This is a genomic window from Kitasatospora sp. NPDC056184 (assembly GCF_042268405.1).
GTDB lineage: Bacteria > Actinomycetota > Actinomycetes > Streptomycetales > Streptomycetaceae > Kitasatospora.
The window spans coordinates 102256-126892 of sequence record NZ_JBHJUI010000015.1 but is presented as its reverse complement, the minus strand read 5'-3'; the positions used below and the strand labels follow the sequence as shown (position 1 = coordinate 126892).

The following is a 24637-nucleotide window of genomic DNA, read 5'->3' as shown; positions in this document are numbered from 1 at the left end:
CCGATCGGAGGTAACCGAACACTCCCCCGAAACGTCTAACGTTCGAAAGCCGGCACCCGTCCGCGACCAGGCGGTACGGGTGGGGAAAGAGAACGGAAGACGGGGGGACGGGAAGGATGAGCAGCAGCTCGCGCCGTCGGCGTGTCATACGGACCGTCATAGGACTCGCCGCCGTTCTGGTGCTGTCCGTGGCCGGGGCGGGGGCCTGGTTCTACCACCGGCTCGACACCAACATCACCACCTTCGACGCCGGCGGCGTCGCCACCGAACGCCCGCCCGCGCCCGTGCCGGCCGCGCCGGGCGCGTCGGTTCCGGTCAACGTCCTGCTGCTCGGCTCGGACACCCGCAACGACGGCAACGCCGACCTCGGCGGCGGCGACGAGGGCGTCGGCCACTCCGACACCGCGATCCTGCTGCACGTCTACGCCGACCGCAAGCACGCCGTCGGGGTCTCCATCCCCCGCGACGCCCTGGTCACCATCCCGTCCTGCCGACTGCCCAGCGGCGACTGGACCAGGCCGCGGACCGGCCAGATGTTCAACGAGGCCTTCACCATCGGCGAGTCCGCCCAGGGCAACCCGGCCTGCACCCAGAACACCGTCGAGGCCCTCACCGGTCTGCGCATGGACCACACCATCGTGGTCGACTTCAAGGGCGTCGCCGCGATGACCGAGGCCATCAACGGCGTGGACGTCTGCGTCCCCAACGACGTCAACTCGCACAACATCAAGCTCAAGAAGGGCCCGCAGAAGATATCCGGCCCGCCGGCCGTCGACTACCTGCGCGCCCGCTACGGCTTCGGCGACAACTCCGACATCGGCCGGATGAAGCGTCAGCAGGCCTTCCTCTCCTCGATGATCCGCAAGATCCAGTCCCAGGGATTCTCGCTCCCCACCCTGCTCCCGCTGGCCGACGCCGCGACCCGCTCGCTCACCGTCGACGAGGGCCTGGGCACCGCGATGAAGCTGGTCGACTTCGCCCAGTCGATGCAGCAGATCAAGCTCTCCGACATCACCTTCGTCACCGCCCCCTGGCGGTTCTCCACCGTGCAGTCCGGCCGGATCGACCTCGTCCACCCCGACGTGGACACCCTGTGGCGGCTGCTGCGCGAGGACCGCACCCTGGACGGCCAGACCACCGGCGAGCTCACCGACCCCGCGAGCCCGAGCACCGAGCCCACCGCGTCCGCGCCCTCCCCGACCGCCGTCCCGCCGGCCGCCGTCCCGCTGGCCGCCGACCAGCTCGCCGCCCCGGTCACCGTGGTCAACGGCGTCGGCACCGACGGACTCGCCGGCCGCGGAGCCGCGGCGATCCGCGCCCAGGGCTTCCAGAACGTCTCGCTCGGCCAGACCACCGGCGGCCGGCTGCGCACCGAGATCGCCTACGACCCGCTGTTCAAGGCCGCCGCCGAGCAGCTCGCCCCGCTCTTCCCGGGCTCCCGGACGGTCGAGGAGCCGGGCTCCGAGGGCGTCGCCGTCACCCTCGGCCGCGACTACCGCCCCGCCGACGCCGTCCCCTCCCCGGGCGCTCCCGGCATCCCGGGCGCCCCGTTCGCCGCCCCCACCGGACCGCTGCCCACCGACATCCCCAGCGCGATCGCCCAGAACAGCCGCAACGCCGACACCGACCCCTGCGCCAACCTCACCTTCGGCTGAGCCGGCCGCCCGGCCCGGCGGGCTCACACCGGGTCGGGCAGCCCCGTCACGACGGCGGTCAGCCGGGTGCCGGGCGGGAAGGCGCCGGCCGCCGTGAGGTCGTACAGGGCGGCCAGCGCCTTGGCCACGTAGCGCCGCTCCAGGGCGATGCCGTGCCGCCGCTCGAAGCCGGCCGCGAACTCCTCCAGCGCGGCCGGCACCCGCCCGTACCCGCCGCCGTGGTGCCCGTGGTCGATCCGCCAGCCGCCGAACTTCCGCCCGTACGCCTCCCGGTGCAGCCGCGTCACCTCGCCCTCCAGGTAGCCCTCCCCGCCGCGCAGCACCGCCACGCCCAGCGCCCGCGCCCCCGGCGGCAGTCCGGCCGCGATCCCGGCCAGCGTGCCGCCGGTGCCGACCGGGCAGCAGACCACGTCCCCCTCCCCGAGCCCCTCCGACTCCGCCAGCTCCGCCACGACCGCCCGCGCGCCGTGCGCCGCGAGCGCGTTGGACCCGCCCTCGGGCAGCACCAGGCACGGCCCCCAGCGCCGCCGCAGCTCCGCCTCCCCGGCGCCCTCCCCGACGCCGCCCCCGGCCGCCCGCCCGGCCGCTTCCCGGTACGCGGCGCGGGACAGGAAGACCAGCTCCATCCCGGCCTCCTCGGCGGCCTCCAGCGACCAGTTCCGCGGTGCCCCCGCCAGCTCCTCGCCCCGCACCAGCCCCACGCTCGACAGCCCCAGCGCCCCGGCCGCCAGCGCCACCGCCCGCAGGTGCGTCGAGTACGCCCCGCCGAAGGTGACCAGCCGCCGGTGCCCCTCGCGCACCGCGAACTCCAGGTTGGGCGCCAGCTTGCGCCACTTGTTCCCCGGGACCAGCGGATGCACCAGGTCGTCCCGCTTCAGCCGCAGCCTCACCCCGGAGCGCTCGAACACCTCGTCGGCGCAGTCGATGACGGGGGTCGGCAGCAGGGCGTCGGCAAACATCCGAAAAGGATACGAACCCCCCTGCCAACCCTGTCGGCCGGTAAAGCTTTGCTAAAATGCAACAACCCTATGCCCCTATGGAGCGTCACGCCAGATGGCGGGCAGATCGTAGGTCCGCGCCGTCGGATACCGTCTCGTCAGCAGGCGAATCACCGTCGTACCGGCCGCCGAGGTTCCGGAAAGGTCCTGGAGCCTCCCGGGGTTCTTCATCATGTGGGGGAAATCGTGTCAATCGCGCCACCGCTCGTCTCGGAGTCGGCGGAGGCCCCGCCCGCGCCCGGGGCGCCGGGCCGGACCGGCGGACCCGCCGACGGCGGGCGACCGTCCCGATTCGGCCGGAGGCGGCCCGGCACCGGATTGCCGTGGTTCGCGGCAGCGGTGCTCGGACTCCCCCCGGTGTTCCACCTGGCGGGCGTCGACCTGCTCGGCTTCCTGCTGCTCTGGGGCGCCGCGGCCACCCTGATCCGCTCCAGGACCACCGCCTTCGACCGGCTGATGATCTCCGGCGTCACGCTGGTCGGCTGGACCTGCGCGCTCGCCCTGATCGTCGGCCAGTGGCGCCACGGCGTCCACCCGCTGACGCTGGCCGAGTCGACCGCCCTCGTGCTGGTCGTGGTCCGCGCCCTCGCCGGGCCCGCCCCGGCCCGGCCGGGGCTCCCGCTGGGCGCCCGGGTCCGCGCCCTGGTCCCGACCCGCGACCACCCGCTGCTGCTGACGTCCGGTCTGGCCGTCGCCTTCGTCATGTACCCGGTGCTCCACCGGAACGCCGCCGAGCGCCTGGCGCTGATCACCTCGGCGGAGGACCTCGCCCGCCACAGCGCGCTCTACGACACCATCCTGCGGGTCGGCGGCCTCGTCTCCCTCAACCAGGCCGAAGCGGCCACCACCGTCGAGGAGAACCTGGAGACCTACCCGCAGGGCAGCCATCTGATCCTGGCCGTCATCACCAGCTTCCTGCGCAACGGACGCTCCCACGAGATGCAGCTCTCGCTGTTCGTGCTGCTCTACACGGTGACCGCGGCGGCGCTGGCCGTGGCGGTGCTCTGGGCGGTCCACCGGGCCGCCGGACCGGCGCTGCGCGGCTGGCGGAGCCTGGCCCTGGTGCTGCCCGCCGGTGCCTTCCTGGTCGTCGCCGAACTGCCCAAGCTGTACTTCAACGGCTTCATCAGCGAGCTCTTCGCGCTCGGGCTGCTGGCGGTCCTGGTCGCCCTGTCGATACGCCCGCTCGACCGGATCCACGAACAGCTCGTCGTCATGGCCGCCCTGGTCGCCGGCATCTCCTTCGGCCACTACCTGCTGCTGCCGGCCGCCGGCGCGACCGTGCTCAGCTGGGCCGTCTGCCACTGGCCCAGCTGGAAGCGCCACCGGGTGACCGCGCTGGCGGCCTCCGTCGTCGCCGGCGGGCTCGCGTTCTTCCCCATCGCCGTGAACCTCTCCACGGCCGGCTCCGCCGAGGTGCTGACCGTTCCCGGCGGCATCACCCCGGTCGGCCGGCACGTGCTGTTCCCGCTGGTCGCCGCGACCCTCGCGGTGCTGCTGACGCGGTCCGCGCGCGCCGACCGGGCCCGCCGCACGGCGCTGGGGGCCTGCGGCTCGATCGTGCTGTTCTCCTTCGCGATCCGCCAGTACCAGCTGCAGAAGACCGGTGACACCTCGTACTTCTACGAGAAGGTGCTCCACCAGCTGCTGGTGATCGGCATGGTCACCGCGGCCGCCGCGGTGCTCCCGCTGTTCGGCCGCCGGATCCTCGCCGGCGAGCGGCACGCGGCCGGCTCCCGGTCCCGCCGCGGCCTGCGCTCGGCCGTCGCCGTCCTGACCGCGACCGGCTGCCTGCTGTACGGCGTGGTGTTCAACAGCCAGCCGGACGTCAGCAGGGCCGCCGGGTGGGAGGGCAGCCCCGGCCGGAACATGCTCCGCGGCGGGCAGGCCCGCTGGGACGTCGCCGAGCGGGTCACCGCGATCCACGCGTCCCGGCCGGCCGGCGACAAGCGGGTGGCGGTGTCCCTCGGCGGGCACCGGGTGTGGGACGAGGTGAAGCCCGACTGGGGCTCCTCCGAGGACAACCTCTGGCTCGGCGTGCTCAACAGCGACCAGGGCCGCTCCTGGCGCTCCTGGATGTGGGGGCTGGGCCGGCACGGCGCCGGGGACATCCTGTACTACGCGAGCATCGCGCCCGAGCCGCTGCGGGTCTACCTCGACAACGCCGAACTGGCCGCCGAGGTCAGGGCGCTGGCGCGCGGCAAGGGCAAGGAGGCCCCCGACCTGGAGGTCAGCCTGCTCCGGCGGGACGCCTCGGGCCGGCTGGTGGTGGAGCCCTTCCCGCTGCACTGAGCGGGGTCCGACGACGCGGCCGGGTACCGACCCGGCCGCGTTCGCCGTCTCCGGGCACGGTGGCGGGATCCGGGCGCGGTGGCGGGATCCGGAGCCGGCCGTACGGAAGCCGCCGGCAGGGTCAACGCGGCTGTGGGACGGACCTGTTCGGGTGATTCCCGGCCTGTCGGCGCGGTCCGCGGTGCCGCCGGGCACTAGAGTGCGGGCAGGCTGACCGCACCTGGTCAAGTCCGGTCGTCCGGACGACTGCGCGGGGTGGGGCGGGTGGGACTCGAACCCACGACCAAGGGATTATGAGTCCCCTGCTCTAACCGGCTGAGCTACCGCCCCGGTTCGCAGCACACGACGGCAGGCCGGTCGCGGCAGCAGCAGACGGCCCCGAAAGGCCGTCCCGGGCAGCATAGCCGGTCGATCACCCGTGGTGCGCGCCGGGGGCGCACACGGGTGCGCACCCGGGCGCGGGCGGCGGTGGCGCGGGGCGGGCCGGGCTGGTAGATCTTGGTCCCGAACGGCGGAACACGTGAACGACCGCGCCCGCCCCGAGGACGACACGGAGCCCTGGATGCCCTCCCGCCCGGCCCCGACCGCGCGCGCCACCAGGACGGTCGCGGTGGCGGCCCTGCTGCTGGCCGCCGCGATCGCCTGCGGCGGGGGGCCGGGTGACGGGCGGACGGCCGCGGTGGCCCCGCAGAGCCCGGCCTGGGACCGGATCGGCACGCTCTCGGTGCACACCCCCCAGGGGCCCCGGGCGTGCACGGCGAGCGTGGTGCAGAGCCCTCGGCGCAATCTGCTGGTCACCGCCGCGCACTGCGTGCAGAACCACCGGATCGGCCTGCTGGACGGCCTGGTGTTCACCCCCGGCTACCGCAACGGCTTCTCACCGTACGGGAGTTGGCCGGTGAAGTCGGTCACCGTCGATCCGCGCTGGTCCGCCGACGCCGACCCCGAGTACGACGTGGCGTTCGTCACCGTGGGCCCGAGGGGCGGACTGCAGGTCGAGGACGCCGTCGGCGGCAACCCGCTCGGCACCGACCAGGGCTTCGGCCTGGCGGTCTCGGTCACCGGCTACCCCAACGAGGGCGACGAGCCGATCACCTGCTCGGGCGTGACCGCCTCGCAGAGCCCGACCCAGGAGCGGTTCGACTGCGCCGGCTACACCGACGGCACCAGCGGCAGCCCCTGGCTCACCACGAACGGCCGGGTGATCGGGGTGATCGGCGGCTACCAGGAGGGCGGCGAGACGCCGGCCACCTCGTACAGCATCACCTTCGACGAGCGGGTCACCGAGCTCTTCCGGCAGGCCGTGACGTGAGACGGATCACGCCGGCGGAGCGGCCCGGGGGAGCGGCCCGGGGCAACACGAAGGCCCCCCGGTCTACCGAGGGGCCTTCGCTCTGAGCAGTCACCGGGCGGACCCGGCGCAGCTCCCGCATTTGGACTCGAACCAAAAACCTGCCGGTTAACAGCCGGCTGCTCTGCCAATTGAGCTATGCGGGATCGCGGTACACAACTGCCGTACCACGGACGGACGTTCGACCCGAGGGCCGCCATCCGGGCTCCCCCAATTGGACTCGAACCAATAACCTGCCGATTAACAGTCGGCTGCTCTGCCAATTGAGCTATGGGGGATCGAGCTTCCCGCTCCGGCCCCCGGTCTCCCGGGCTCCTCGGCGCTCGCTGCGGGACATACATTAGCGCACTCGGGGGGGTGGTCCGCCAATCGCTTTCCCCGGCCGCCACCGGGCGCCCCCGCCCGGCGCGCTCCCCGCGCGCCCGGGGCGCCGCCCGTGGATGCTGGGGTCGCCGACGGTTCACCGTCCCGGCAGACGGGTAGGGCAATGCGGCAATGGCCGCCAGGAGAGGGTGGAATCCGACCATGTGGAAGCTGTCGTTCGGTGTCGGACTCGCGACGGGCTATGTCCTGGGCACGCGGGCGGGGCGCCAGCGGTACGAGCAGATCGCCAAGGTGACCCGGCAGGTCACCCAGAACCCCGCGGTGCAGGGCGCGGCCGCCCAGGCGCGGCAGCAGGCCGGCGCGGTCGCCGGGAAGGCCGCCGGAGCCGTCGCCGGCAAGGTCGGCGACCGGCTGCCGAACTCCGTCACCGACCGGGTCCCGTACTTCAACCGGGCCAGGACCGAGGACGACAGCTGGGGCACCTACCGGCCCTGACCACCGTCCGAACCCCGGCCGCCGGCAGTCCCCGACTCCCGTCCGTGACGTGCGGACGAGCGGGCGGTGACGGCCGGCCGGACGGCGGCTCCCGGACGCGGTACCGAACGGGCAACACTTGCCCGGGCGGGCCGCGTCCGGAAGCCCGCTGAGGCATGATCTCGACTATGGCCATCGTCGCGGGTATAGACAGCTCGACCGGTCGCACCAGGATCGTCGCGTGCGACGCCGACACCGGCGCCGTCCTGCGCTCCGGCAAGGCCCCCCACCCCGCGCCCGAGGACCCCGACGCCCGGCCCGGCGAGACCGACCCGCAGCTCTGGCTGCACTCACTGGGGGACGCGGCGGCCGGCGGCCTGCTGGAGGGCGTGCGGGCGATCGGCGTCAGCGCCCAGCAGCACGGCATGATCGGCCTGGACGCCGGCGGTGTGCAGGTCCGGCCCGCGATCCTGTGGAACGACCCCCGCTCCAGCGGCGCCGCCGCGGCCCTGCTGGACGAGCTGGGCGGCCCGGCGGCCTGGACGGCCGCGATCGGCGCCGTCCCCAGCCCGGCGTACACCGTCGCCAAGCTGCGCTGGCTCGCCGAGTTCGAACCGGCCAACGCCCGCCGGATCGCCGAGGTGCTGCTGCCGCACGACTGGCTGGTCTGGCAGCTGCTCGGCCACCCCAAGCGCCGCACCACCGACCGGGGCGACGCCTCCGGCACCGGCTACTGGTCCCCGATCACCGGCGAGTACCGGCAGGACCTGGTCGAGCTGGCGCTCGGCCACCAGCTGAAGCTGCCGGACGTGCTCGGCCCCGCCGAACCCGCCGGCCACACCCCCGAGGGCCTGCTCATCTCGGCCGGCACCGGCGACAACATGGCCGCCGCGCTCGGCCTCGGCCTCGGTCCCGGCGACGCGGTGGTCTCGCTCGGCAGCTCCGGGACGATCTTCGCGGTGCACGAGCAGGCCGTGGTGGACGCCACCGGCCTGGTCTCCTCCTTCGCCGACGCCACCGGCCGCCACCTGCCGATGGTCGCCACCCTGAACGCCGCCCAGGTGCTGCGCTCCACCGCCGCCCTGCTCGGCCGCGACCTGGAGGGACTCAGCGACCTCGCCCTGCAGTCCTCCCCCGGCGCGTACGGGCTGGTGCTGCTCCCCTACCTGGACGGCGAGCGGACGCCCGCGCTGCCGCACGCCGCCGGCACCCTGACCGGGCTCCGGGCGGAGTCGATGGCCCCTCAGCACCTGGCCCGGGCTGCCGTCGAGGGCATGCTCTGCAACAGCGCGGACGCCCTGGACGTGCTGCGCGCCTGCGGCGTCGAGGTGAAGCGGGTCTTCCTGCTCGGCGCCGCCGGGCGGCTGGAGGCCGTGCGGCACGTCGCGCCGCAGCTGTTCGGCGTCCCGGTGGTCGTCCCGCCGCCCGGCGCGCACGCGGCGCGCGGTGCGGCCCGGCAGGCGGCCTGGGCGCTGGCCGGGACGCCCGAGCCGCCGCGCTGGAACCTGCCGGAGGCCGTCACCGTGGCCCCGGACGCCGAGCACGACCTGCCGGTCGGGTCCGCGGTCCGCCAGCAGTACCGGGCCGCCCGCGAGCAGATCCACCCGGAGACGGCCGGCTGAGACGGCCCCGCTACGGGCCCTCGGACGGCCCGTAGCGGCCCGTGGCGGCCCGTGGCGGCCCGTGGCAGCCCCGGAGCGGGCGCTCCGGCGGAGATGCGTCACCCGGCGCCCGGTGGCAGCGTGGGAGGCGACGCGGCCACCGGACGGAAGGCGGCAGGATCCCCATGGCACTGCACAAAGGAGCCGGCGACGACCGCCGGCTGACCGTCGGCCCGTTCCTCGGCACCGCCGCCGACCCGCTCGGGGCGATGGAGCTGGCGCCCCCGCTGCACCGGCTCGCGGACGGCCCCGTCCCGGCCGACACGGCGTACCAGCTGATCCACGACGAACTGCTGCTGGACGGCAACGCCCGGCTCAACCTGGCGACCTTCGTCAGCACCTCGATGGAGGTGCAGGCCACCCGGCTGATGACCGAGTGCCTCGACAAGAACATGATCGACAAGGACGAGTACCCGCAGACCGCCGAACTGGAGCGGCGCTGCGTGGCCATCCTGGCCCACCTGTGGCACGCCCCCGACCCGGACACCGCCGTCGGCTGCTCCACCACCGGCTCCAGCGAGGCCTGCATGCTGGCCGGCCTCGCGCTCAAGCGGCGCTGGATGCGCCGCAACGCCCACCGCTACGAGGCCGGGGCCCGGCCCAACCTGGTGATGGGCGTCAACGTGCAGGTCTGCTGGGAGAAGTTCTGCACCTTCTGGGAGGTCGAGGCCCGCACCGCGCCGATGGACGGCGAGCGCTTCCACCTCGGCCCCGAGCAGGCGGTGGGGCTCTGCGACGAGAACACCATCGGCGTGGTCGGGGTGCTCGGTTCGACCTTCGACGGCTCCTACGAGCCGGTCGCGGAGATCTGCGCCGCGCTCGACGACCTCCACCGGCGCACCGGCCTGGACGTCCCGGTGCACGTCGACGGCGCCTCCGGCGGCATGATCGCGCCGTTCCTGGACGAGGACCTGGTCTGGGACTTCCGGCTGCCCCGGGTCGCCTCCATCAACACCTCCGGCCACAAGTACGGGCTGGTCTACCCGGGCGTCGGCTGGGCGCTGTGGCGGGACCCGGAGGCGCTGCCCGAGGAGCTGGTGTTCAGGGTCAACTACCTGGGCGGCGAGATGCCGACCTTCGCGCTGAACTTCTCCCGTCCCGGCGCCGAGGTGATCGCCCAGTACTACGTCTTCCTGCGGCTCGGCCGGGCCGGCTTCCGGGCCGTCCAGGGCGCCTGCCGGGAGGTGGCCGGGTACCTGGCCGACGGGATCGAGGGGCTGGGCGGCTTCCGGCTGCTGACCCGGGGCGATGAGCTGCCGGTGTTCGCGCTCACCACGACGGACGACGTGCCGTTCGACGTCTTCGACGTGTCGCGGCGGCTGCGCGAGCGCGGCTGGCAGGTGCCCGCGTACACCTTCCCGGCGAACCGGGAGGACCTCGCGGTGCTGCGGGTGGTCTGCCGCAACGGTTTCTCCCGCGACCTCGCGGACCTGCTGCTGGGCGACCTCGGACGGCTGCTGCCGGAGCTGCGCCGCCAGCCGTTCCCGCTCAAGGAGCTCGGGGTGCCGGCCCGGACGGGCTTCCACCACTGACGGTCCGACAGGCGCCCGGCCGCGAGCGGCGGGCGACGGGCGTCCGACGTGGTCACGGCGGGGGCGGGCGCAGCGATGCGCCCGCCCCCGCCGTGCGTCCCTGCGGCCCGGGGCAGCCTCCCCCCGTGGAGGCTGCCTCGTTCCGGTGGGGGCCAGGGCACGGCAGGTGCCGGGCCGTCGGGAAACGGTCCCCGGACGAAGGACCGGGCGGTGAACCGCTCCGGCCGGAAGAACAATGCCCGACGGCCATATGAATGTTCGAGCCTCTCCCGGTGTTGTGAGACACTTCCGTCCGTCTCAGCGCCAGGACCTGGGCTTTGGGACGCCGGGCCGCCGATTTCTGAGACGCGAAGGCGCCCGCCCGGGTCCGGAGCGGTGCCCCGCGGGGTGCCGCCCGTTCCAGCTCCGCCGCCCGCCCGCCCGCATGTTTGGAAGAGACCGCATGGGTTCCGCCTGGAAGCAGCTGCCGGACGACCTCTCCGACCCCGCCAGACGTCTGACGGAGGAACTGCGCGCCGTCAAGGACGCGACCGGGCTCTCGCTCTCCGAGCTGGCCGCCCGGACCCACTACAGCCGGGCCTCCTGGGAGCGCTGGCTGAACGGCAAGCGGATCATCACCGAGCAGGCGCTCGACGCGCTGATCGGGGCCGTGGAGTGCGACGGTCCGGCGCTGCGGGCGCTGTGGCGCCGGAGCGCGGCCGCGGGGGCGGTGCCCGGCACGGCGGAGCCGGCCGACGAAGCGGTGGCGGACAGCGGCACGGGGGCGGACGGTGCCGAGGGCGCCGAGCCGGCTCCGGAGGCCGCGACGGCTCCCGAGGCCGCGACGGCTCCGGAAGCCGACGCCGGGACGGACACCGAGGCCGCCCCGCGAGGACCGGAGGAGCCGCGCCGGACCGGGCGCCGTCCGGCGGCCCTGATCGGCGCCTCGGTGCTGGCGCTGCTGCTGGCGCTGCTCGGCGTGCGACTCCTCTCCTCCTCCGACGAGGGGGACGCCACGCCGACCGCCGCCACCGTGGCGCCGTCCACCCCGGCGGGCGGCTCCTCCCCGGCCGCCACCGCACCCGCGGTGCCCGCCAACCCCGCCCCGCCGGTCCCGGCCTGCCAGGCGCTCGGCTGCGTCCACAAGGACCCCAAGGCGACCGGCTGCGGCGGCGACGCCCGGACCCTGCTGACCACCAACGTCGGCAAGGTCGTCGTCTACCTCCGGTACAGCCAGAAGTGCCAGGCGGCCTGGGCGGCGATCACCGAGGGCCAGCCCGGCGACCGGGCGACCATCACCACCAGCGCCGGCGAGTCCGAGACCGCGCTGATCCACTGGGGGTACGACAACTACTCGTGGATGGTGAACGCGGCGGACCCGGCGGTCACCATCCAGGTCTGCGGACAGCGCAAGGACCCGGAGGGCGCCGCCTGCTCGCCCTCGACCTCCGACCTGGCCCGGACGGTCGCCTCGACCCCGATCCCACCCGGCCCGGCCACCCCGCCGGCCACCGCCACCGCCACCACCGACCCGGCCCAGCCCGCGGCCCCGGCTCCGGCGCCGTCGGGTCAGCCGGGCCAGTCGAGCCGGCCGAGCTAGTCGAGGTAGCCCCGGAGCTGGGCGGCGAAGGCGTGGTCGCGGAGCTTGACCAGGGTCTTGGACTCGATCTGGCGGATCCGCTCCCGGGTCACCCCGAAGAGCACCCCGATCTCCTCCAGCGTGCGCGCCCGCCCGTCGTCCAGCCCGTAGCGGAGCTGCACCACCTGCCGCTCGCGCTCGCCGAGGGTGCCCAGCACCGCCTCCAGGTGCTGACGCAGCAGCAGGAAGGCGGCCGACTCGGCGGGTGAGGCCGCGTCGGCGTCCTCGATGAGGTCGCCGAGCGCGACGTCGTCCTCCTCGCCGACCGGCGTGTGCAGCGAGATCGGCTCCTGGGCCAGCCGGAGCAGCTCGCGCACCCGCTCCTCGGTGAGCTCCAGCACGGCCGCGATGTCGGCCGGGCCCGGCTCGGTGCCGCGCTCCTGGAGCAGCGAGCGCTGCACCCGCACCACCCGGTTGATCAGCTCGACCACGTGCACCGGCACCCGGATCGTACGGGCCTGGTCGGCCAGCGCGCGGCTCATCGCCTGGCGGATCCACCAGGTCGCGTAGGTGGAGAACTTGTAGCCGCGTGTGTAGTCGAACTTCTCCACGGCCCGGATCAGCCCGAGGTTGCCCTCCTGGATCAGGTCGAGCAGGGTCAGCCCGCGGCCGACGTAGCGCTTGGCGACCGAGACCACCAGGCGCAGGTTGGCCTCGATCAGCCGGCGCTTGGCGAGCCGGCCGACGGCCACCAGGGCCTCCAGTTCGCGGGCCAGCCGGTCGGCGGGCGACGGGCCGCGGTCCAGCCGCTCCTCGGCGAACAGCCCGGCCTCGATCGCGCGGGCCAGTTCGACCTCCTCGGCGGCGGTCAGCAGCCGGATCCGGCCGATCTCGCGGAGGTACTGGCGGAGCAGGTCGGCAGCCGGTCCGCCGGGCTCCGCGCCGGGCGGCGCCGGGGCCTCCTCGTCCTCCTCGGCGTCGTCCCCGGCCTCCCTGGCGTCGGGGTGCCCGGGCGGCAGGCCCTGGGCGGGCACCCGGGCGCCGTCCGGGAGCGGGACCCCGGCCCGGCCGTGGTCCTCGGCCGGGGCGTCCCCGGCACGGGCGCCGTCCGGGTGCACGGGCGGGGCGGGCGGGTCGGTGGCGGGCTGGGCGGTCGTGGCAGTGCCTCGGTCCACGGGCATCCCCTCGGGGCGGGCGCGACTCTGGCGGACCCGCGCTGAACGGAGGTGGGACGCCCTCCAGTGTGGGGCACGCCACACTCCGTGGCCGAGACTCGTGCGCGGACTTTCTGAACGCGCTCCTACAGGGCGGCGGCGCCCCGGCTGCGCAGCGACTGCCCGTACTGCTGGAGCTGCCACAGCTCGGTCTGCACCGCGTGCAGCTCCTCGGGGGCGGCCCGGGTGCCGAGCCGCTGGAGGTGGGCGCGGACCTCGTCGACCCGCCGGTCCACGGCCAGCATCCGCAGCTTGACCAGGAACTCGCCCGCGTAGACGGCGTCCGCCTTGCGGCGCGAGCGCACCGGTTCCACGGTCAGCTCGGTGACCAGCGAGCGCACCCGGTCGTCCGGGCAGACCTCGCGCACCACGGCGGTGAAGTCGGCCAGCGCGGCCCCGTACGCGGCCCCGCCGGCCTGGCCGATCGCGCGCCGCACGGCGGTGTACGGCGGGGTCGGGAACTCGTCCTCGCCGTAGTTGTCGAAGGTCGGCGCCACCAGGTCCGGGTGCTGCAGGGCCAGCTTGAGCAGCTCGCGCTCGACGAACTGCGCCGGGTCGCGCGGGTTGAGCACGAAGGCGGGCCTGGCCGGGCCGGTGGGCTGCGCCGGCTCGGGGCGGCGCAGCTGGCCGTTGGCGCGCGGGTTCTGCTGGCGCTCGCGGTCCCAGCGGGCCAGCTGGGAGACCCGGCGGACCACGAACGGCTCGTCCAGGATGCCGAGCATGCCGGCCAGCCGGACGGCGTACTCGTGCTGGATCGAGCGGTCCTTGATCTTGGCGACGATCGGCGCCGCCTCCTCCAGCGCCGCCGAGCGGCCCTCGGGGGTGTCCACCCGGTGCTTGGCGACCGCGGAGTTCAGCGCGAACTCGAAGAGCGGGACGGGGTTGTCGATCAGCTCGCGGACCGCCTGGTCGCCCATGGCCAGGCGCAGCTCGCACGGGTCCATGCCGCCGGGGCTGACCGCGATGGAGGTCTTGGCGGCGAACTTCTGGTCGTCCTCGAAGGCGCGCAGCGCGGCCTTCTGCCCGGCGGCGTCGCCGTCGAAGGTGAAGACGGTCTCGCCGCGGTACTGGGAGGTGTCCATCAGCAGCCGGCGAATGATCTTGATGTGGTCCTCGGCGAAGGCGGTGCCGCAGGTGGCCACCGCGGTGGTGACCCCGGCCAGGTGGCAGGCCATCACGTCGGTGTAGCCCTCGACCACCACCGCCCGGCCCGACTTGGCGATCTCCTTCTTCGCCAGGTCGATGCCGTAGAGCACGTGCGACTTCTTGTAGATCGGCGTCTCGGGGGTGTTCAGGTACTTCGGCCCGTTGTCGTCCTCGCGCAGCCGCCGGGCGCCGAAGCCGACCACCTCGCCGGCGATGTCGCGGATCGGCCAGACCAGCCGGCCCCGGAACCGGTCGATCAGACCGCCGCGCTGGCCCTGCGAGGCCAGGCCGCCGAGCAGGATCTCCTTGTCGCTGAACCCCTTGCCGCGCAGGTAGCGGACCAGGTGCTCCCAGCCGGCCGGGGCGTAGCCGACGCCGAAGGTCGCCGCGGCCTCCTCGTCGAAGCCGCGCTCGGCCAGGAAGCGGCGGCCGATCTCGGCCTCGGGCGAGGCGAGCTGCTCCCGGTACCAGGCGGCGGCCACCTTGTGCGCCTCGACCAGCCGGGTGCGCTCGCCCTGCTGGTGGCGGGGGCTGTAGCCGCCCTCCTCGTAGCGCAGGGTGATGCCGGCCTGGGCGGCCATCCGCTCGACGGCCTCGGCGAAGGTGAAGTGCTCGATCTTCATCAGGAAGGCGATGGTGTCGCCGTTCTCCTGGCAGCCGAAGCAGTGGAAGACGCCCTTGGCGGGGTTCACGTAGAAGGAGGCGGACTTCTCGTCGTGGAAGGGGCAGACGCCCTTGTACTCGCCACCGCCACCGTTGGTCAGCTGTACGTAGTCGCCGACCACCGCGTCGATCGGCAGTGCGCTCCGCACCGCCTGTACGTCTTCGTCCCTGATCCGCCCGGCCACCCCGGAAGTCTACTGGGGCGGCCGGGCCGAACGGCGGGGCGACCGTCCGGGATCGGGCCGGGTGCGGTCGGGCCGGGTCAGCCCCGGTCCGCGCCGGTCAGCCGGGCGTGCAGGGCCAGCGCGGAGGCGTCGGTGAGGGTGGCGATCTGGTCGATCACCGTGCGCAGGGCGGCCCGGTCGTCCTCCGCCTCCCGGTACATCGCGGCGAAGACCGGGTCCAGCGACTCGGGGGCGCGCCGGCCGAGGACCTCGGCCAGCTCGGCGATCACGATCCGCTGCCGGGCCCGCAGCTGGGCCTGCTCGTCGCGCTGCATCACGTACCGGACGGCGACCGCCTTGAGCACCGCGCACTCCAGCCGCACCTCGCGCGGGACCACCAGCTCGGCCGCGTAGCGGGTGAGCCGGCCGGGGCCGTAGCGGGCCCGGGTGGCCTGCTCGGCGGCCAGGCAGAACCGGCCGATCAGCTGGCTGGTGAGGTCCTTCAGGCCGGAGCGGGCGCGGGCGGTGCCGTCGTAGGACTCGGGCCACCACTCCTGGGCGAGCAGCCGGTCCAGGGCGGCGGCCAGCTCCTCGGGCTCGGCGTCCCGGGCGTAGCGCTCGGCGACCTTGAACAGCTCGGCGCGCTCGCCCGGGGCGCGCAGCGCGGCCGGGTCGATGTGGCCGGCCTGGAGGCCGTCCTCGACGTCGTGGGTCGAGTAGGCGACATCGTCGGACCAGTCCATGACGGTGGCCTCGAAGCACTTGCGCCCGGGCGGGGAGCCGGCCCGCAGCCAGCGGAAGACCGGCAGGTCGTCGCCGTAGACGCCGTACTTGGGCGAGGCCGGATCGGTGGGGTGGGCGCCGTGCGTCCACGGGTACTTGGTGGCCGCGTCCAGGGCGGCGCGGGTCAGGTTGAGGCCCACGCTGCGGCCCGGCCAGGGGGCCAGCCGGGCGGGCGCCTCGTCCTGCGGGGCGAAGCGCTTGGGCTCCAGACGGGTCAGGATGCGCAGCGACTGCGCGTTGCCCTCGAAGCCGCCGCAGGCCTCGGCGGCCTGGTCGAGCGCCTCCTCGCCGGTGTGGCCGAACGGCGGGTGGCCGATGTCGTGGGCCAGGCAGGCGGTCTCGACGAGGTCCGGGTCGCAGCCGAGCGCGGCGCCCAGCTCGCGGCCGACCTGGGCGCACTCCAGCGAGTGGGTCAGCCGGGTGCGCGGGAAGTCGCTGCGCATCGGGGCGACCACCTGGGTGGTGCCGGCCAGCCGGCGCAGGGCGGCGGAGTGGAGCACGCGGGCGCGGTCGCGCTGGAACCCCGTGCGGCCGGGTCGCTTGTCGGGTTCGGGCACCCAGCGGGCCTCGGCGGCGCGATCGTACGGGGTCGGGGTCGGGGCGGCGGTGAGGCGGTGCGCGGTGTCGTCCATATGCCCCTCACGGTACGCCGCGGCGGTGACACCGGAGGTGTGCCGCGCACGACGGCGCGCGGGCCGGGGCGTGAACCCCGGGGTTCGAGGACAGACCCCGGCCCTCGCGCCGGGGTGACCGGCTCCGCGGTCAGCCGCGGACCGCCTTGAGGACGGCCTCGGCGGCGCCCTCCTGCCCCTTGGCGTTCGGGTGGATCGCCGCCAGGCCGTGCGCCGGGAACGGCGGCTCCACCCAGCGGGCGCCCTCCCCGGCGCACATGTCGTGGCCGGCCGAGGGCGCCGCGAGGTCCACGAAGACCGCTCCGGCCGCCTCGGCCCGCCGTTTGAGCATGGCGTTGAGCTGCTGCTCCTTCTCCACCAGGAAGCCCAGGTCCCCGCCGGCCACCGCGGCTCCCAGCACCGGGACGCAGCTCGCCGGGTCGGCGGGCAGCAGGGCCGGGTAGCCGACCACGTAGACCCGGGCCTGCGGGGAGCGCCGCTTGATCTCCTTCAGCTGCTGGCCGAGCCGCTCGCCCGCGGCGTCCACCTTGCGCTGCACCTGGTCGCCGCCGTCCGCGGCCGCGTAGGAGTCGCGGCACGGCGCGGCGGCGCGGTCCGAGCCGACCAGGCCCTTGAGCGCGTCCACCAGGTTCTCCTTGGCGCACTGGCCGACGACCTCCATGAACCCGGCGTCGTTGCCGCCGATCCCGACGGTCACCAGGCGGGTGGCCGGGGTGAGCGCGTCCAGCTGCGGCGGGTTGCTGCCGCCGTCGGTGCTCTGGGCCCCGGTGAGGTCGCCGGTGCGGGCCCCGCTGCAGCTGACGTCGTGGAACCGCTCCCCGGACAGGCCGAGCGCCTTGGCCACCAGGGACGGGTAGTTGACCGCCGACCGGGAGCAGCCCTTCGGCTCCCCCACCTGCGGGCCGATCTTCAGGCCCGCCGTGTAGGAATCGCCGAGCGCCACGTAGGGACCAGTGGGCGCGGACTTCGGGCTCGGCGTCACGGCGGCGGCGGCCCGCGGCGGCGCGGAGCCGTCCGGGGCGCCGCCGGCGGCGGTCCCGGAACCGGTGGAACCGGAGCAGCCGGCGACCAGCACGGCGGCGAGGCCCGCGCTCACCGCGCCGGTGAGCGCGGCGGTCGGGCGTACGGACAGCGGCACGGGATCCCCCCGGGTAGGAGCCGATGGCGTTCTTCCTACGACGGCCCGTCCCCCGGGCACCGCAACGCCCAACGGACGGACGCCCCGGATCGCTCCCGCCCCGGTGGTGAATTTCCGGCGACGGCGCGCCCCTCGGGGAGCGCCGCCGCCGGCGCGCTACTCCGGGCCGCGCTCGTGCTCGGCCAGGAACTGCTCGAAGCGCCGGCCCAGCTCGTCCGCCGACGGCAGGTCCACCGGCTCGGCCAGCAGGCTCTCCCGGCCCTCGGCGCCGGCCACCGCGTCGTACTGGCCCTCCATGCCGCGGATCGCCGACCGCAGGTCGCCGTCGCCCTGCGCCAGCTGCTCCTCGATGTCGGCGTAGACTACGTCGACCTGCTCGCGCAGCGGGGTGCCGGGCAGCACCAGACCGGTCGCGGACTGCACGGCCTCCAGAATCTGCACCGCGGCCGCCGGGTACGCCGAGCGCGCCACGTAGTGCGGCACGTGCGCGGCGAAGCCCAGCACGTCGTGCCCGGCCTCGGCGAGCCGGTACTCCAGCAGGGCCTGGGCGCTGCCCGGCACCTGGGCCTGCTCGAACCACTGCGGGTAGCCGGCCGCGAGGTCCAGCCGGTTGCCGTGCGGCGTCAGGCCGACCGGGCGGGTGTGCGGCACGCCCATCGGGATGCCGTGGAAGTCGAGGCTCAGCCGGACGTCGAAGCGCTCGACCAGCTCGCGGACGGCGGCGGCGAAGCGCTCCCACTCGACGTCCGGCTCGGGCCCGGTGAGCAGCAGGAACGGCGAGCCGGCGGTGTCGTGGACCAGCTGGAGCAGGATCTCCGGCGGCTCGTAGGACGACCAGTGCTCACGGTCGAAGACCATCGCGGGGCGGCGGGCCCGGTAGTCCACCAGGCGGTCGTGGTCGAAGCGGGCCACCACCTGCGGGGCCCCCGTCTCCAGCAGGTGGGCGACGACCTGGGCGCCCGCCTCGCCGGCGTCCATGAAGCCCTCGAAGTGGTGGAGCAGCACCAGGCCGGCACCGGTGTCCGCCAGCGCGGCCCTCGCCGCGGCCACGGCGGCCACGCCCTGCTGGTCCAGCTCGTACAGCGCCTGGGGATCACGCACCGCTCACCCACACCCCGTTTCTTTCCTCGTCGCGGTTCACCGCGCCCGCTCCCCCGCGCGTCGGCCCGCGCGGGCCCGGGCCCGGTTCTTCTCGTCCAGCGTGCGGGGCGCCGCCGGAATTCCCGGCGGGCCGGTCCCGTTTGCCCGGACCGCCCGCGGCGGGCGCCCGGCGGGCCGGCCGGACCATGATCGCACCCGTCGGAGAAGTGCCTGGTCAGGGGGACGCGGACGGCCTCCACCACCCGTCCGGACGCTGCCGCGGGGGCCATTCGTGTGCCGCGAAGTGACGCACCGACTTCTTACGGGTATCGTCCTCTCGCTGCCTCGCATCGTCGCGTCGTCGTCACGTCGTCCGTAACGCCGTCGATCACGTCCCGGACCGGTGCTCGGCCAGCCACCCACGACGCATCTTGCCTTCACCTGGCCGCCTGCTTCCCTTCGCGCTCTCGTTTCCTCTTCGGCCATCTCGCGGACGCACACTGTCCCCTCGCTCATCCCGCCGGACCGGTCCGTGGACCCGTGTCCGTTCCGGCACCGCGCTGCCCGTCTCCGGGCCGTCGCTCCCCGCCCCGCCCGACCGGACTCCGGCGTGCGCGGGCACCGGTGGGCGCACTCCGGGACGGGGCGAACCAGTCATCGCTCGCCCGCGCCGCACCCCGGCACGGGCCAGCGCCCTCCGACCGATGAAGGACCGAAGGTTCCGTGCCCGTACCTGTCATCCTCACCGGCCGCACCGTGCGGCTGGAGCCCCTCGCCGCGCACCACGCCGAGGCCATCGCCAAGGCCGGCGCCGAGGACCGTACGACCTACGCCTTCACGCCCGTCCCGCACGGCCTGGAAGCGGCCCACGAGTACATCGCGCGCGCCCTGGCCGACCAGGCCGCGGGCCGGTCGCTGCCGTTCGCCACGGTGAACCAGGCCGACGGCCGGGTGGTGGGCTCCACCCGGTTCCTGGAACTCGACTACTGGCAGGGGCCAATGGTCTGGCCGCCGGTGCCGGGCGTGCCGTTCGGCGACCCGGCCACCGCCGTCCCGGACGCCGCCGAGATCGGCAACACCTGGCTGTCGCCGCGCGCCCAGGGCACCGGCATCAACACCGAGGCCAAGCTGCTGATGCTCCGGCACGCCTTCGAGGCGTGGGGCGTGCAGCGGATCTCGCTGCGCGCCGACGCCCGCAACCTGCGCTCGCGCACCGCCATCGAGCGGCTCGGCGCGACCTCGGAGGGCGTCCGCCGGGCGCACTCGCGCGGGCTGGACGGGGTGGTCCGGTCGACGGCGTTCTACTCGATCCTGGACAGCGAGTGGCCGGCCGTCCGGGACATCATCGAGCTGCGGATCGCCGCCGCCACCTCGCCGAGCGCCCCGGATCCGGCGATCAACCAGGAGTGCCTTAGACACGGCGGCGGCGGGCACCTGATCACGGCCTGACCGTCAGGGCCGGGCCGCCCCTCCCCCGGGAGCGGCGGCCCCCAGCAGGCGCGCCAGCAGGCCGGCGTCCTCGCCGTCCCGCAGCCCGGGCGCGCGGTGCGGACAGGTCTCGACGACGGCCGACACCGGGCGCCACCCCGCCCGGCCCGGGGCGACGGCCAGCTCCCAGACGGGATGGCCGTCCGCTCGGCAGAGCCGCAGGACGCCCTCCCCGGTGCGGGCCCGCCAGCGGCGGTCCGGCAGCACGCCGGTCCGCAGCGCCTGCCACTGCGCGTCCGTCCACACCACGTCCGGCACCGGGTGCGACCGCGGCACCAGCAGGTCCGCGCCGCCCCGGCCGTCGGGGACGCCGCCCGGCTCCGGGAACGCCCAGCCGGGCAGCGGCTCGCGGGCCGCCAACCAGGCTGCGGGGATGCCGGCCGTCCCCGTGTGCGCGGCGACCACGCCGCCGGTGATCGCGGCGACGGTGTCCATGTCGCCGCCGGCGGCCACGGCCTCCCGGACCGCCGCGGGGTAGTCGGTGAGCCGCCGGGCCGCGCACCACAGCGCGTACGGGACGGTGTCGGCGGCGCTGGTCCGGCTGCCGTTGCCGAGCACCCCGGCGGCGCGTTCGTGGCCCGGCTCGGCGAGCAGGGCGATCGCCTCGCCGAGGCCCTCGCGGACGGCCCCGCGCGGGGTGAGGTGGCGGACCTTCCCCAGGAAGCTCTCCGGCGTCATCCGCGTGGTGCGGGCCTGCACCGCGAAGGCCGCGGCCACCGCGACGGCGACCGCGCCGTCCACCGCCTGCGGGTGGGTGTGGGTGATCAGCGCCGTCTCGACGGCCGGGCGCACCGCCTGCACCGGGTCGGCCGCGTACGCCGCCCCGAGCGGGGCGACCCGCATCGCGGCTCCGTTGCCGTACGAGCCCCGGCCGTCGAACAGCCCGGCGGCCAGCGCCCGGGCGTCGCCGCCCTCCCGGATCAGCCGCAGCAGGCGGTTGGCGGACGGGCCGTAGCCGCGGTCGAAGTCGTGCCGGCGGGCGAAGGCGTGCGTGAGGTCGAACACGTCGATCCCGCCGCGCTCGGTGTGCGCGGCGTACACCGAGCACGCCATCTCGGTGTCGTCGGTCCACGGCCAGGGCGTGTCTTGTGGATCGGCTCGGACAAGGCCGCGGCGTCAGGGTGCGTGCATCGCAAGGCGGAGGAGGGAGTCCATGCGGAGCATCGGCGACCGACGACAACGCGGCGAGGTGCGTGCCCTGGCGTCGCGGCCCCGGGCCGGTCCATAAGACACGCCCCCGGGTCCGGGCGGGGCGGTACGGGTCGCGAAGTGGGTCCGGGCGGTGGCGGGGACGAAGAACTGGGCGCCGAGGGCGTCGCCCACGGAGAGGCCCTGGAGGGCGTCGAACGCCGGGCCGGTGTGAGGAGTCGTCATCGGGACCAAGCCCACCCGCCGCGCCACCCGCGCGTCAACCCCGTTTGACCGGGCAGTCCCCCGGCGGGCGATGTTCCGCATACCTCCGATCCGCGTGGGAACCACCCGGGCATGACCAGTGCCGGCTCCCTCCTCGACCCGCTGCTGCTGCTCGGCGCCGACCAGCAGCACATCGCCACCCGCGCCCAGCTGCGCGGGCTCGGCGTGCCGTCCGGCACCATCGCGCACCGGCTGCGGCCCGGCGGGCCGTGGCAGCGGGTGCTGCCCCGGGTGATCTGCCTGCAGACCGGGCGGCTGACGGCGCACCAGCGCCTGCGGGCCGCCGTCGCCTACGCGGGGCCCAAGGGGCTCACCGCTCCGCCCGCCGGGGAGGTGCTGCTCACGGGGGTGGCGGTGCTCGCCGACGCCGGGCTCCCCTCGGCCGGGCACCCGGCGGACCTCACAGAGGTGGACGTGCTGATCCCCGCCCGGCGCAAGGTCGGCGACCGGGGGTTCGTACGGATCCACCGGGCGAGCGGGCCGATGCCCGGCGGCTTCGAGCGCGACGACGGACTCTGGAGCACCTCGGTCGCCCGGGCGCTGGCCGACCTCGCGCCCCGGGAGAGCGGACGGCAGCGGTTCCGCGCGCTGTGCGCCGAGGCCGTCCAGCGCCGGCACTGCGAACTCGGCGAGCTGCTGGACCAGTTGCTGGCCCGGCCGGACGCGCGCGAGCTGCCCCGGCTGGCCGGGGTGGTGGAGGAGCTGACGGCCGGGGTGCGCTCGGTGGTGGAGGGCGAGGCGCGGGACGCGGTGCGCGGGGCCGGGCTGCCCGAGCCGCTCTGGAACCCGGTGCTCTTCCTGGACGGGCGGTTCCTGGCCGTGCCGGACGCCTACTGGCCGCAAGCCTGCGTCGCGCTGGAGATCGACTCCCGGGCCTGGCACCTGCGCCCGGCCGACCACGAGCGGAGCCTGACCCGGGCCAACCGGCTGACCGCCGCCGGCCTGCCGGTCGTCCGCACCACGCCCGTCCAACTGCGCCGCGACCCGGGCCCGGTGCTGCAGGAGCTGGCCGTGCTGCTCGCGGCCGGCCCGCACGGCCCGCACGCCCGGATCAGCTGGCGCCGGGCCCGCTGATCAGCACTCGCCGGGGACCTGGGGCGCAGTCCACCAGCCTCGCCGGCCGGTCATCGACCGCGCTCTCCCGGACGTCGTGGCCGACCGCCCCTCGGCATTCATCCCGGCCTGGCGAGCTCACCGAGGTCGGCCTGCCGAGTCCGCAGTTGTTCGCCCGCCGCGTGCGCCGGCCGGACGGAGACCGTCACCCGACTCGTTGGAGGCCGGCCGGGCGTTCCAGTAGGCGGTGTACCGGGCTCACCCCTGACCGAGCAGTTTCCGGGCTGCCGAGACGCGCTGCGCCGACACCTCCTTGACCGTCTGCAGGTCGACCTCGTTCCGGCCGATGAACTGCTTCTGGTAGGCGGTCTGGACGGTGTACCAGGTGCCGAGCAGCTTCACCTGGGTCTTGCAGGTCATGTCCGCCACCGCAGTGGCCTTCTCCCGGTCCGAGACCGGGTCCGGCCACGCCGCCGAACTCGCCTGCACCGGGGTGGAGTAGTGGTAACCGAGCCCCGCCATGCAGGACTGCCAGGCGGCGATCGCGTCCTTCACCCGGCTGTCGGTGGCGGTGCGGTCGTAGGCCTTCCCCCGGAGGCTGCCGATCAGGTCGCCGGAGTTGCTCTTGACCCCTGCGGCCTGGAACCGGCGCTCGATCTCGCCCGCGCACCCGCGATCGGTCTTGGCGTCCGCGACGCCGGCCGCCGCCCGTCCCGCGCCGGTCAGCGCCTGCCGATAGGCGTCGCTCTGCTCGACCGCGCCGGCCGCCGCGGAGCCGGTGGCGCTCTGCCCGGAACCGGCCGGCCGGGGCGGCTTGTGGTAGCCGGTCTGCTGGGCGGCGGCGGCCGAGAGCAGCCCGAGGTTACCCGGATCGAAGGGGCTCGGCGGCGGGGCCACCGGGACCTCGCCCGGGTCGTAGTCGAATCCCTTGGACTTCATGCACGTCCGGGTGGCCTGACCCATCGCCCGGAAGATGACGGCGGACTCCTCGGTGCCGACCGAGTAGCCGTCCAACGGCAGCGCGACCGGGGCGCCGTCGAGCGGCTCCGCCATGATCTGCCCGATCTCCGGCTCGGGCCCGGTGTCCTCGGCGGACCCGCCCCCCTCGGCACCGGAGCCGCACCCCGCCAGCAAGCCCGTGAGGACGACCGCCGTGGCCACTCCGCAGACGCTGCGCACCCTCATACCCCGCCCCTCTCGCCATCCGCCCGCGCCCGCGCGCGAGACCCCCGCCCGGGGCACCACCGCTCGTGGCGGAGCCCCGGACGCCGCGCTTCAGGCTACTGGCGGCCGGTGACGATCGTTCAGGAACGGCTCATTCGCATACCAGTGAAATATCTCAGCAGCGGGCGTCGATCTCCTGGAAGGTGCCGTAGTGGTCGGCGGTCCAGTACTGCTCGCCGGAGTCGCCGGTGACCACGCGGCGGGCGCCGCGGTCGCCGGAGCCGGGGGTGACGACGGTGAACTCGTGGTAGTAGCCGGAGGTCTTGCGCGGGAGGCGGCTCTCGCGGTTCTCGAAGACGATGCCGTCCGAGCGGTAGGGGTAGGGGCCGCCCTTGGCGATCAGGCCCAGGGTGTCGAGGGCCTGGCCCGGCAGCGTGGTGCGGCAGACGTCGGCCATCGCCGGGTCGGTCGGCACCCAGCCGACGGCGGCGCCCGCCGGGGGCGTGGTGGCCGGGGCGGAGGGCTTGGGCGCGCTGGGCTTGGGCGCGCTCGGCTTCGGGGCCGAGGGGGTGCTCGACGCGGCGGCCGGGCCGGTGGAGGTCGCGGCGGCCTTGGGCGTGCCGTCGCCGGTGCCGTCGGACGCGACGTAGCCGACTGCGGCGGCGATCGCGCAGAGCAGCACGGCGAGGACGGTCCACAGGCGGTTCTTGCTGGTCATGGGCTCCAGCTTGGCAGTCGGCGGGCCCGCGCGCGGCCAGCCACACACGTGGCCGCGGCCACATCCGGGCGTCCCGCCGGGGGGCGGTGCCCGGGGCCGGCCGCGTCCGGCTGCGTCCGGCTGCGGAAAAACGCGC

The 24637-nt window shown here is 75.1% G+C and carries 17 protein-coding genes, 3 tRNA genes and 1 pseudogene; 9 read left to right on the top strand and 12 right to left on the bottom strand.

The window, feature by feature from the left end:
• Nucleotides 1–116: 116 nt before the first annotated feature.
• Entirely contained in the window at nt 117–1655 is a 1539-nt protein-coding gene (locus tag ACFC0B_RS27370; protein WP_376091134.1) for an LCP family protein, read from the top strand.
• A gap of 23 nt (nt 1656–1678) precedes the next feature.
• Here the strand turns inward: ACFC0B_RS27370 and ACFC0B_RS27365 are convergent, their stop codons facing one another.
• On the bottom strand, nt 1679–2614 hold the full coding sequence (locus ACFC0B_RS27365) for a 1-aminocyclopropane-1-carboxylate deaminase/D-cysteine desulfhydrase (protein WP_376091131.1): 936 nt from the start codon (nt 2612–2614) through the stop codon (nt 1679–1681).
• 378 nt (nt 2615–2992) lie between these two features.
• On the opposite strand from ACFC0B_RS27365, the gene ACFC0B_RS27360 reads away from it, so the two are divergent.
• On the top strand, nt 2993–4945 hold the full coding sequence (locus tag ACFC0B_RS27360) for a hypothetical protein (protein WP_376091128.1): 1953 nt from the start codon (nt 2993–2995) through the stop codon (nt 4943–4945).
• A gap of 256 nt (nt 4946–5201) precedes the next feature.
• On the opposite strand, the gene ACFC0B_RS27355 is transcribed toward ACFC0B_RS27360, so the two are convergent.
• Nucleotides 5202–5275 (bottom strand) — tRNA-Ile (locus ACFC0B_RS27355).
• A 190-nt stretch (nt 5276–5465) separates the two neighbouring features.
• Here ACFC0B_RS27355 and ACFC0B_RS27350 point away from each other — a divergent pair.
• Nucleotides 5466–6257, top strand: a complete 792-nt coding sequence (locus tag ACFC0B_RS27350; protein WP_376091125.1) for a trypsin-like serine peptidase — start codon at nt 5466–5468, stop codon at nt 6255–6257.
• Nucleotides 6258–6369: 112 nt separating this feature from the next.
• Here the strand turns inward: ACFC0B_RS27350 and ACFC0B_RS27345 are convergent.
• Together ACFC0B_RS27345 and ACFC0B_RS27340 are read right to left on the bottom strand one after the other, a co-directional pair.
• Nucleotides 6370–6442 (bottom strand) — tRNA-Asn (locus tag ACFC0B_RS27345).
• A gap of 59 nt (nt 6443–6501) precedes the next feature.
• Nucleotides 6502–6574 (bottom strand) — tRNA-Asn (locus ACFC0B_RS27340).
• 247 nt (nt 6575–6821) lie between these two features.
• On the opposite strand from ACFC0B_RS27340, the gene ACFC0B_RS27335 reads away from it, so the two are divergent.
• The 4 genes from ACFC0B_RS27335 to ACFC0B_RS27320 all read left to right on the top strand — a co-directional run bounded on the left by ACFC0B_RS27335 (nt 6822) and on the right by ACFC0B_RS27320 (nt 11866).
• Nucleotides 6822–7115 (top strand): hypothetical protein, encoded by a 294-nt coding sequence (locus ACFC0B_RS27335; RefSeq protein ID WP_376091122.1) that lies wholly within the window; start codon nt 6822–6824, stop codon nt 7113–7115.
• Between the two features lie 167 nt (nt 7116–7282).
• Entirely contained in the window at nt 7283–8716 is a 1434-nt protein-coding gene (locus tag ACFC0B_RS27330) for an FGGY family carbohydrate kinase (protein WP_376091119.1), read from the top strand.
• Between the two features lie 164 nt (nt 8717–8880).
• Nucleotides 8881–10287, top strand: coding sequence for a glutamate decarboxylase (locus tag ACFC0B_RS27325; RefSeq protein WP_376091116.1), 1407 nt, complete (start codon nt 8881–8883; stop codon nt 10285–10287).
• A 442-nt stretch (nt 10288–10729) separates the two neighbouring features.
• Entirely contained in the window at nt 10730–11866 is a 1137-nt protein-coding gene (locus ACFC0B_RS27320; RefSeq protein ID WP_376091113.1) for a DUF2690 domain-containing protein, read from the top strand.
• Here the strand turns inward: ACFC0B_RS27320 and ACFC0B_RS27315 are convergent.
• From ACFC0B_RS27315 to ACFC0B_RS27295, 5 genes are all read right to left on the bottom strand, one after another.
• Complete coding sequence (locus ACFC0B_RS27315) at nt 11863–13026, bottom strand: sigma-70 family RNA polymerase sigma factor (RefSeq protein ID WP_376091110.1); 1164 nt, start codon at nt 13024–13026, stop codon at nt 11863–11865. The two genes, ACFC0B_RS27320 and ACFC0B_RS27315, sit on opposite strands and share 4 nt — an antisense overlap.
• 119 nt (nt 13027–13145) lie before the next feature.
• Nucleotides 13146–15053, bottom strand: a complete 1908-nt coding sequence (dnaG, locus tag ACFC0B_RS27310; RefSeq protein ID WP_376091107.1) for a DNA primase — start codon at nt 15051–15053, stop codon at nt 13146–13148.
• A gap of 77 nt (nt 15054–15130) precedes the next feature.
• The gene (locus ACFC0B_RS27305) at nt 15131–16447 is read right to left on the bottom strand and encodes a deoxyguanosinetriphosphate triphosphohydrolase (protein WP_376091104.1); all 1317 of its coding nucleotides are present in this window, start codon (nt 16445–16447) and stop codon (nt 15131–15133) included.
• A 130-nt stretch (nt 16448–16577) separates the two neighbouring features.
• Nucleotides 16578–17585, bottom strand: a complete 1008-nt coding sequence (locus ACFC0B_RS27300; protein WP_376091101.1) for an SGNH/GDSL hydrolase family protein — start codon at nt 17583–17585, stop codon at nt 16578–16580.
• A 156-nt stretch (nt 17586–17741) separates the two neighbouring features.
• Nucleotides 17742–18686, bottom strand: coding sequence for a PAC2 family protein (locus ACFC0B_RS27295; RefSeq protein ID WP_376091098.1), 945 nt, complete (start codon nt 18684–18686; stop codon nt 17742–17744).
• Nucleotides 18687–19388: 702 nt separating this feature from the next.
• Here ACFC0B_RS27295 and ACFC0B_RS27290 point away from each other — a divergent pair.
• Nucleotides 19389–20114 (top strand): GNAT family N-acetyltransferase, encoded by a 726-nt coding sequence (locus ACFC0B_RS27290; RefSeq protein WP_376091095.1) that lies wholly within the window; start codon nt 19389–19391, stop codon nt 20112–20114.
• Between the two features lie 3 nt (nt 20115–20117).
• On the opposite strand, the pseudogene ACFC0B_RS27285 reads toward ACFC0B_RS27290, so the two are convergent.
• Nucleotides 20118–21230: pseudogene (locus tag ACFC0B_RS27285) on the bottom strand (ADP-ribosylglycohydrolase family protein); the annotation flags it as partial.
• 408 nt (nt 21231–21638) lie between these two features.
• Here ACFC0B_RS27285 and ACFC0B_RS27280 point away from each other — a divergent pair.
• The gene (locus ACFC0B_RS27280) at nt 21639–22640 is read left to right on the top strand and encodes a hypothetical protein (protein ID WP_376091092.1); all 1002 of its coding nucleotides are present in this window, start codon (nt 21639–21641) and stop codon (nt 22638–22640) included.
• Between the two features lie 237 nt (nt 22641–22877).
• Here the strand turns inward: ACFC0B_RS27280 and ACFC0B_RS27275 are convergent, their stop codons facing one another.
• Both ACFC0B_RS27275 and ACFC0B_RS27270 read right to left on the bottom strand, forming a co-directional pair.
• The gene (locus ACFC0B_RS27275) at nt 22878–23804 is read right to left on the bottom strand and encodes a hypothetical protein (protein ID WP_376091089.1); all 927 of its coding nucleotides are present in this window, start codon (nt 23802–23804) and stop codon (nt 22878–22880) included.
• A 154-nt stretch (nt 23805–23958) separates the two neighbouring features.
• A complete protein-coding gene (locus ACFC0B_RS27270; protein WP_376091086.1) occupies nt 23959–24501 on the bottom strand; it encodes a ribonuclease domain-containing protein in 543 nt (180 codons plus the stop codon).
• Nucleotides 24502–24637 lie beyond the last annotated feature (136 nt).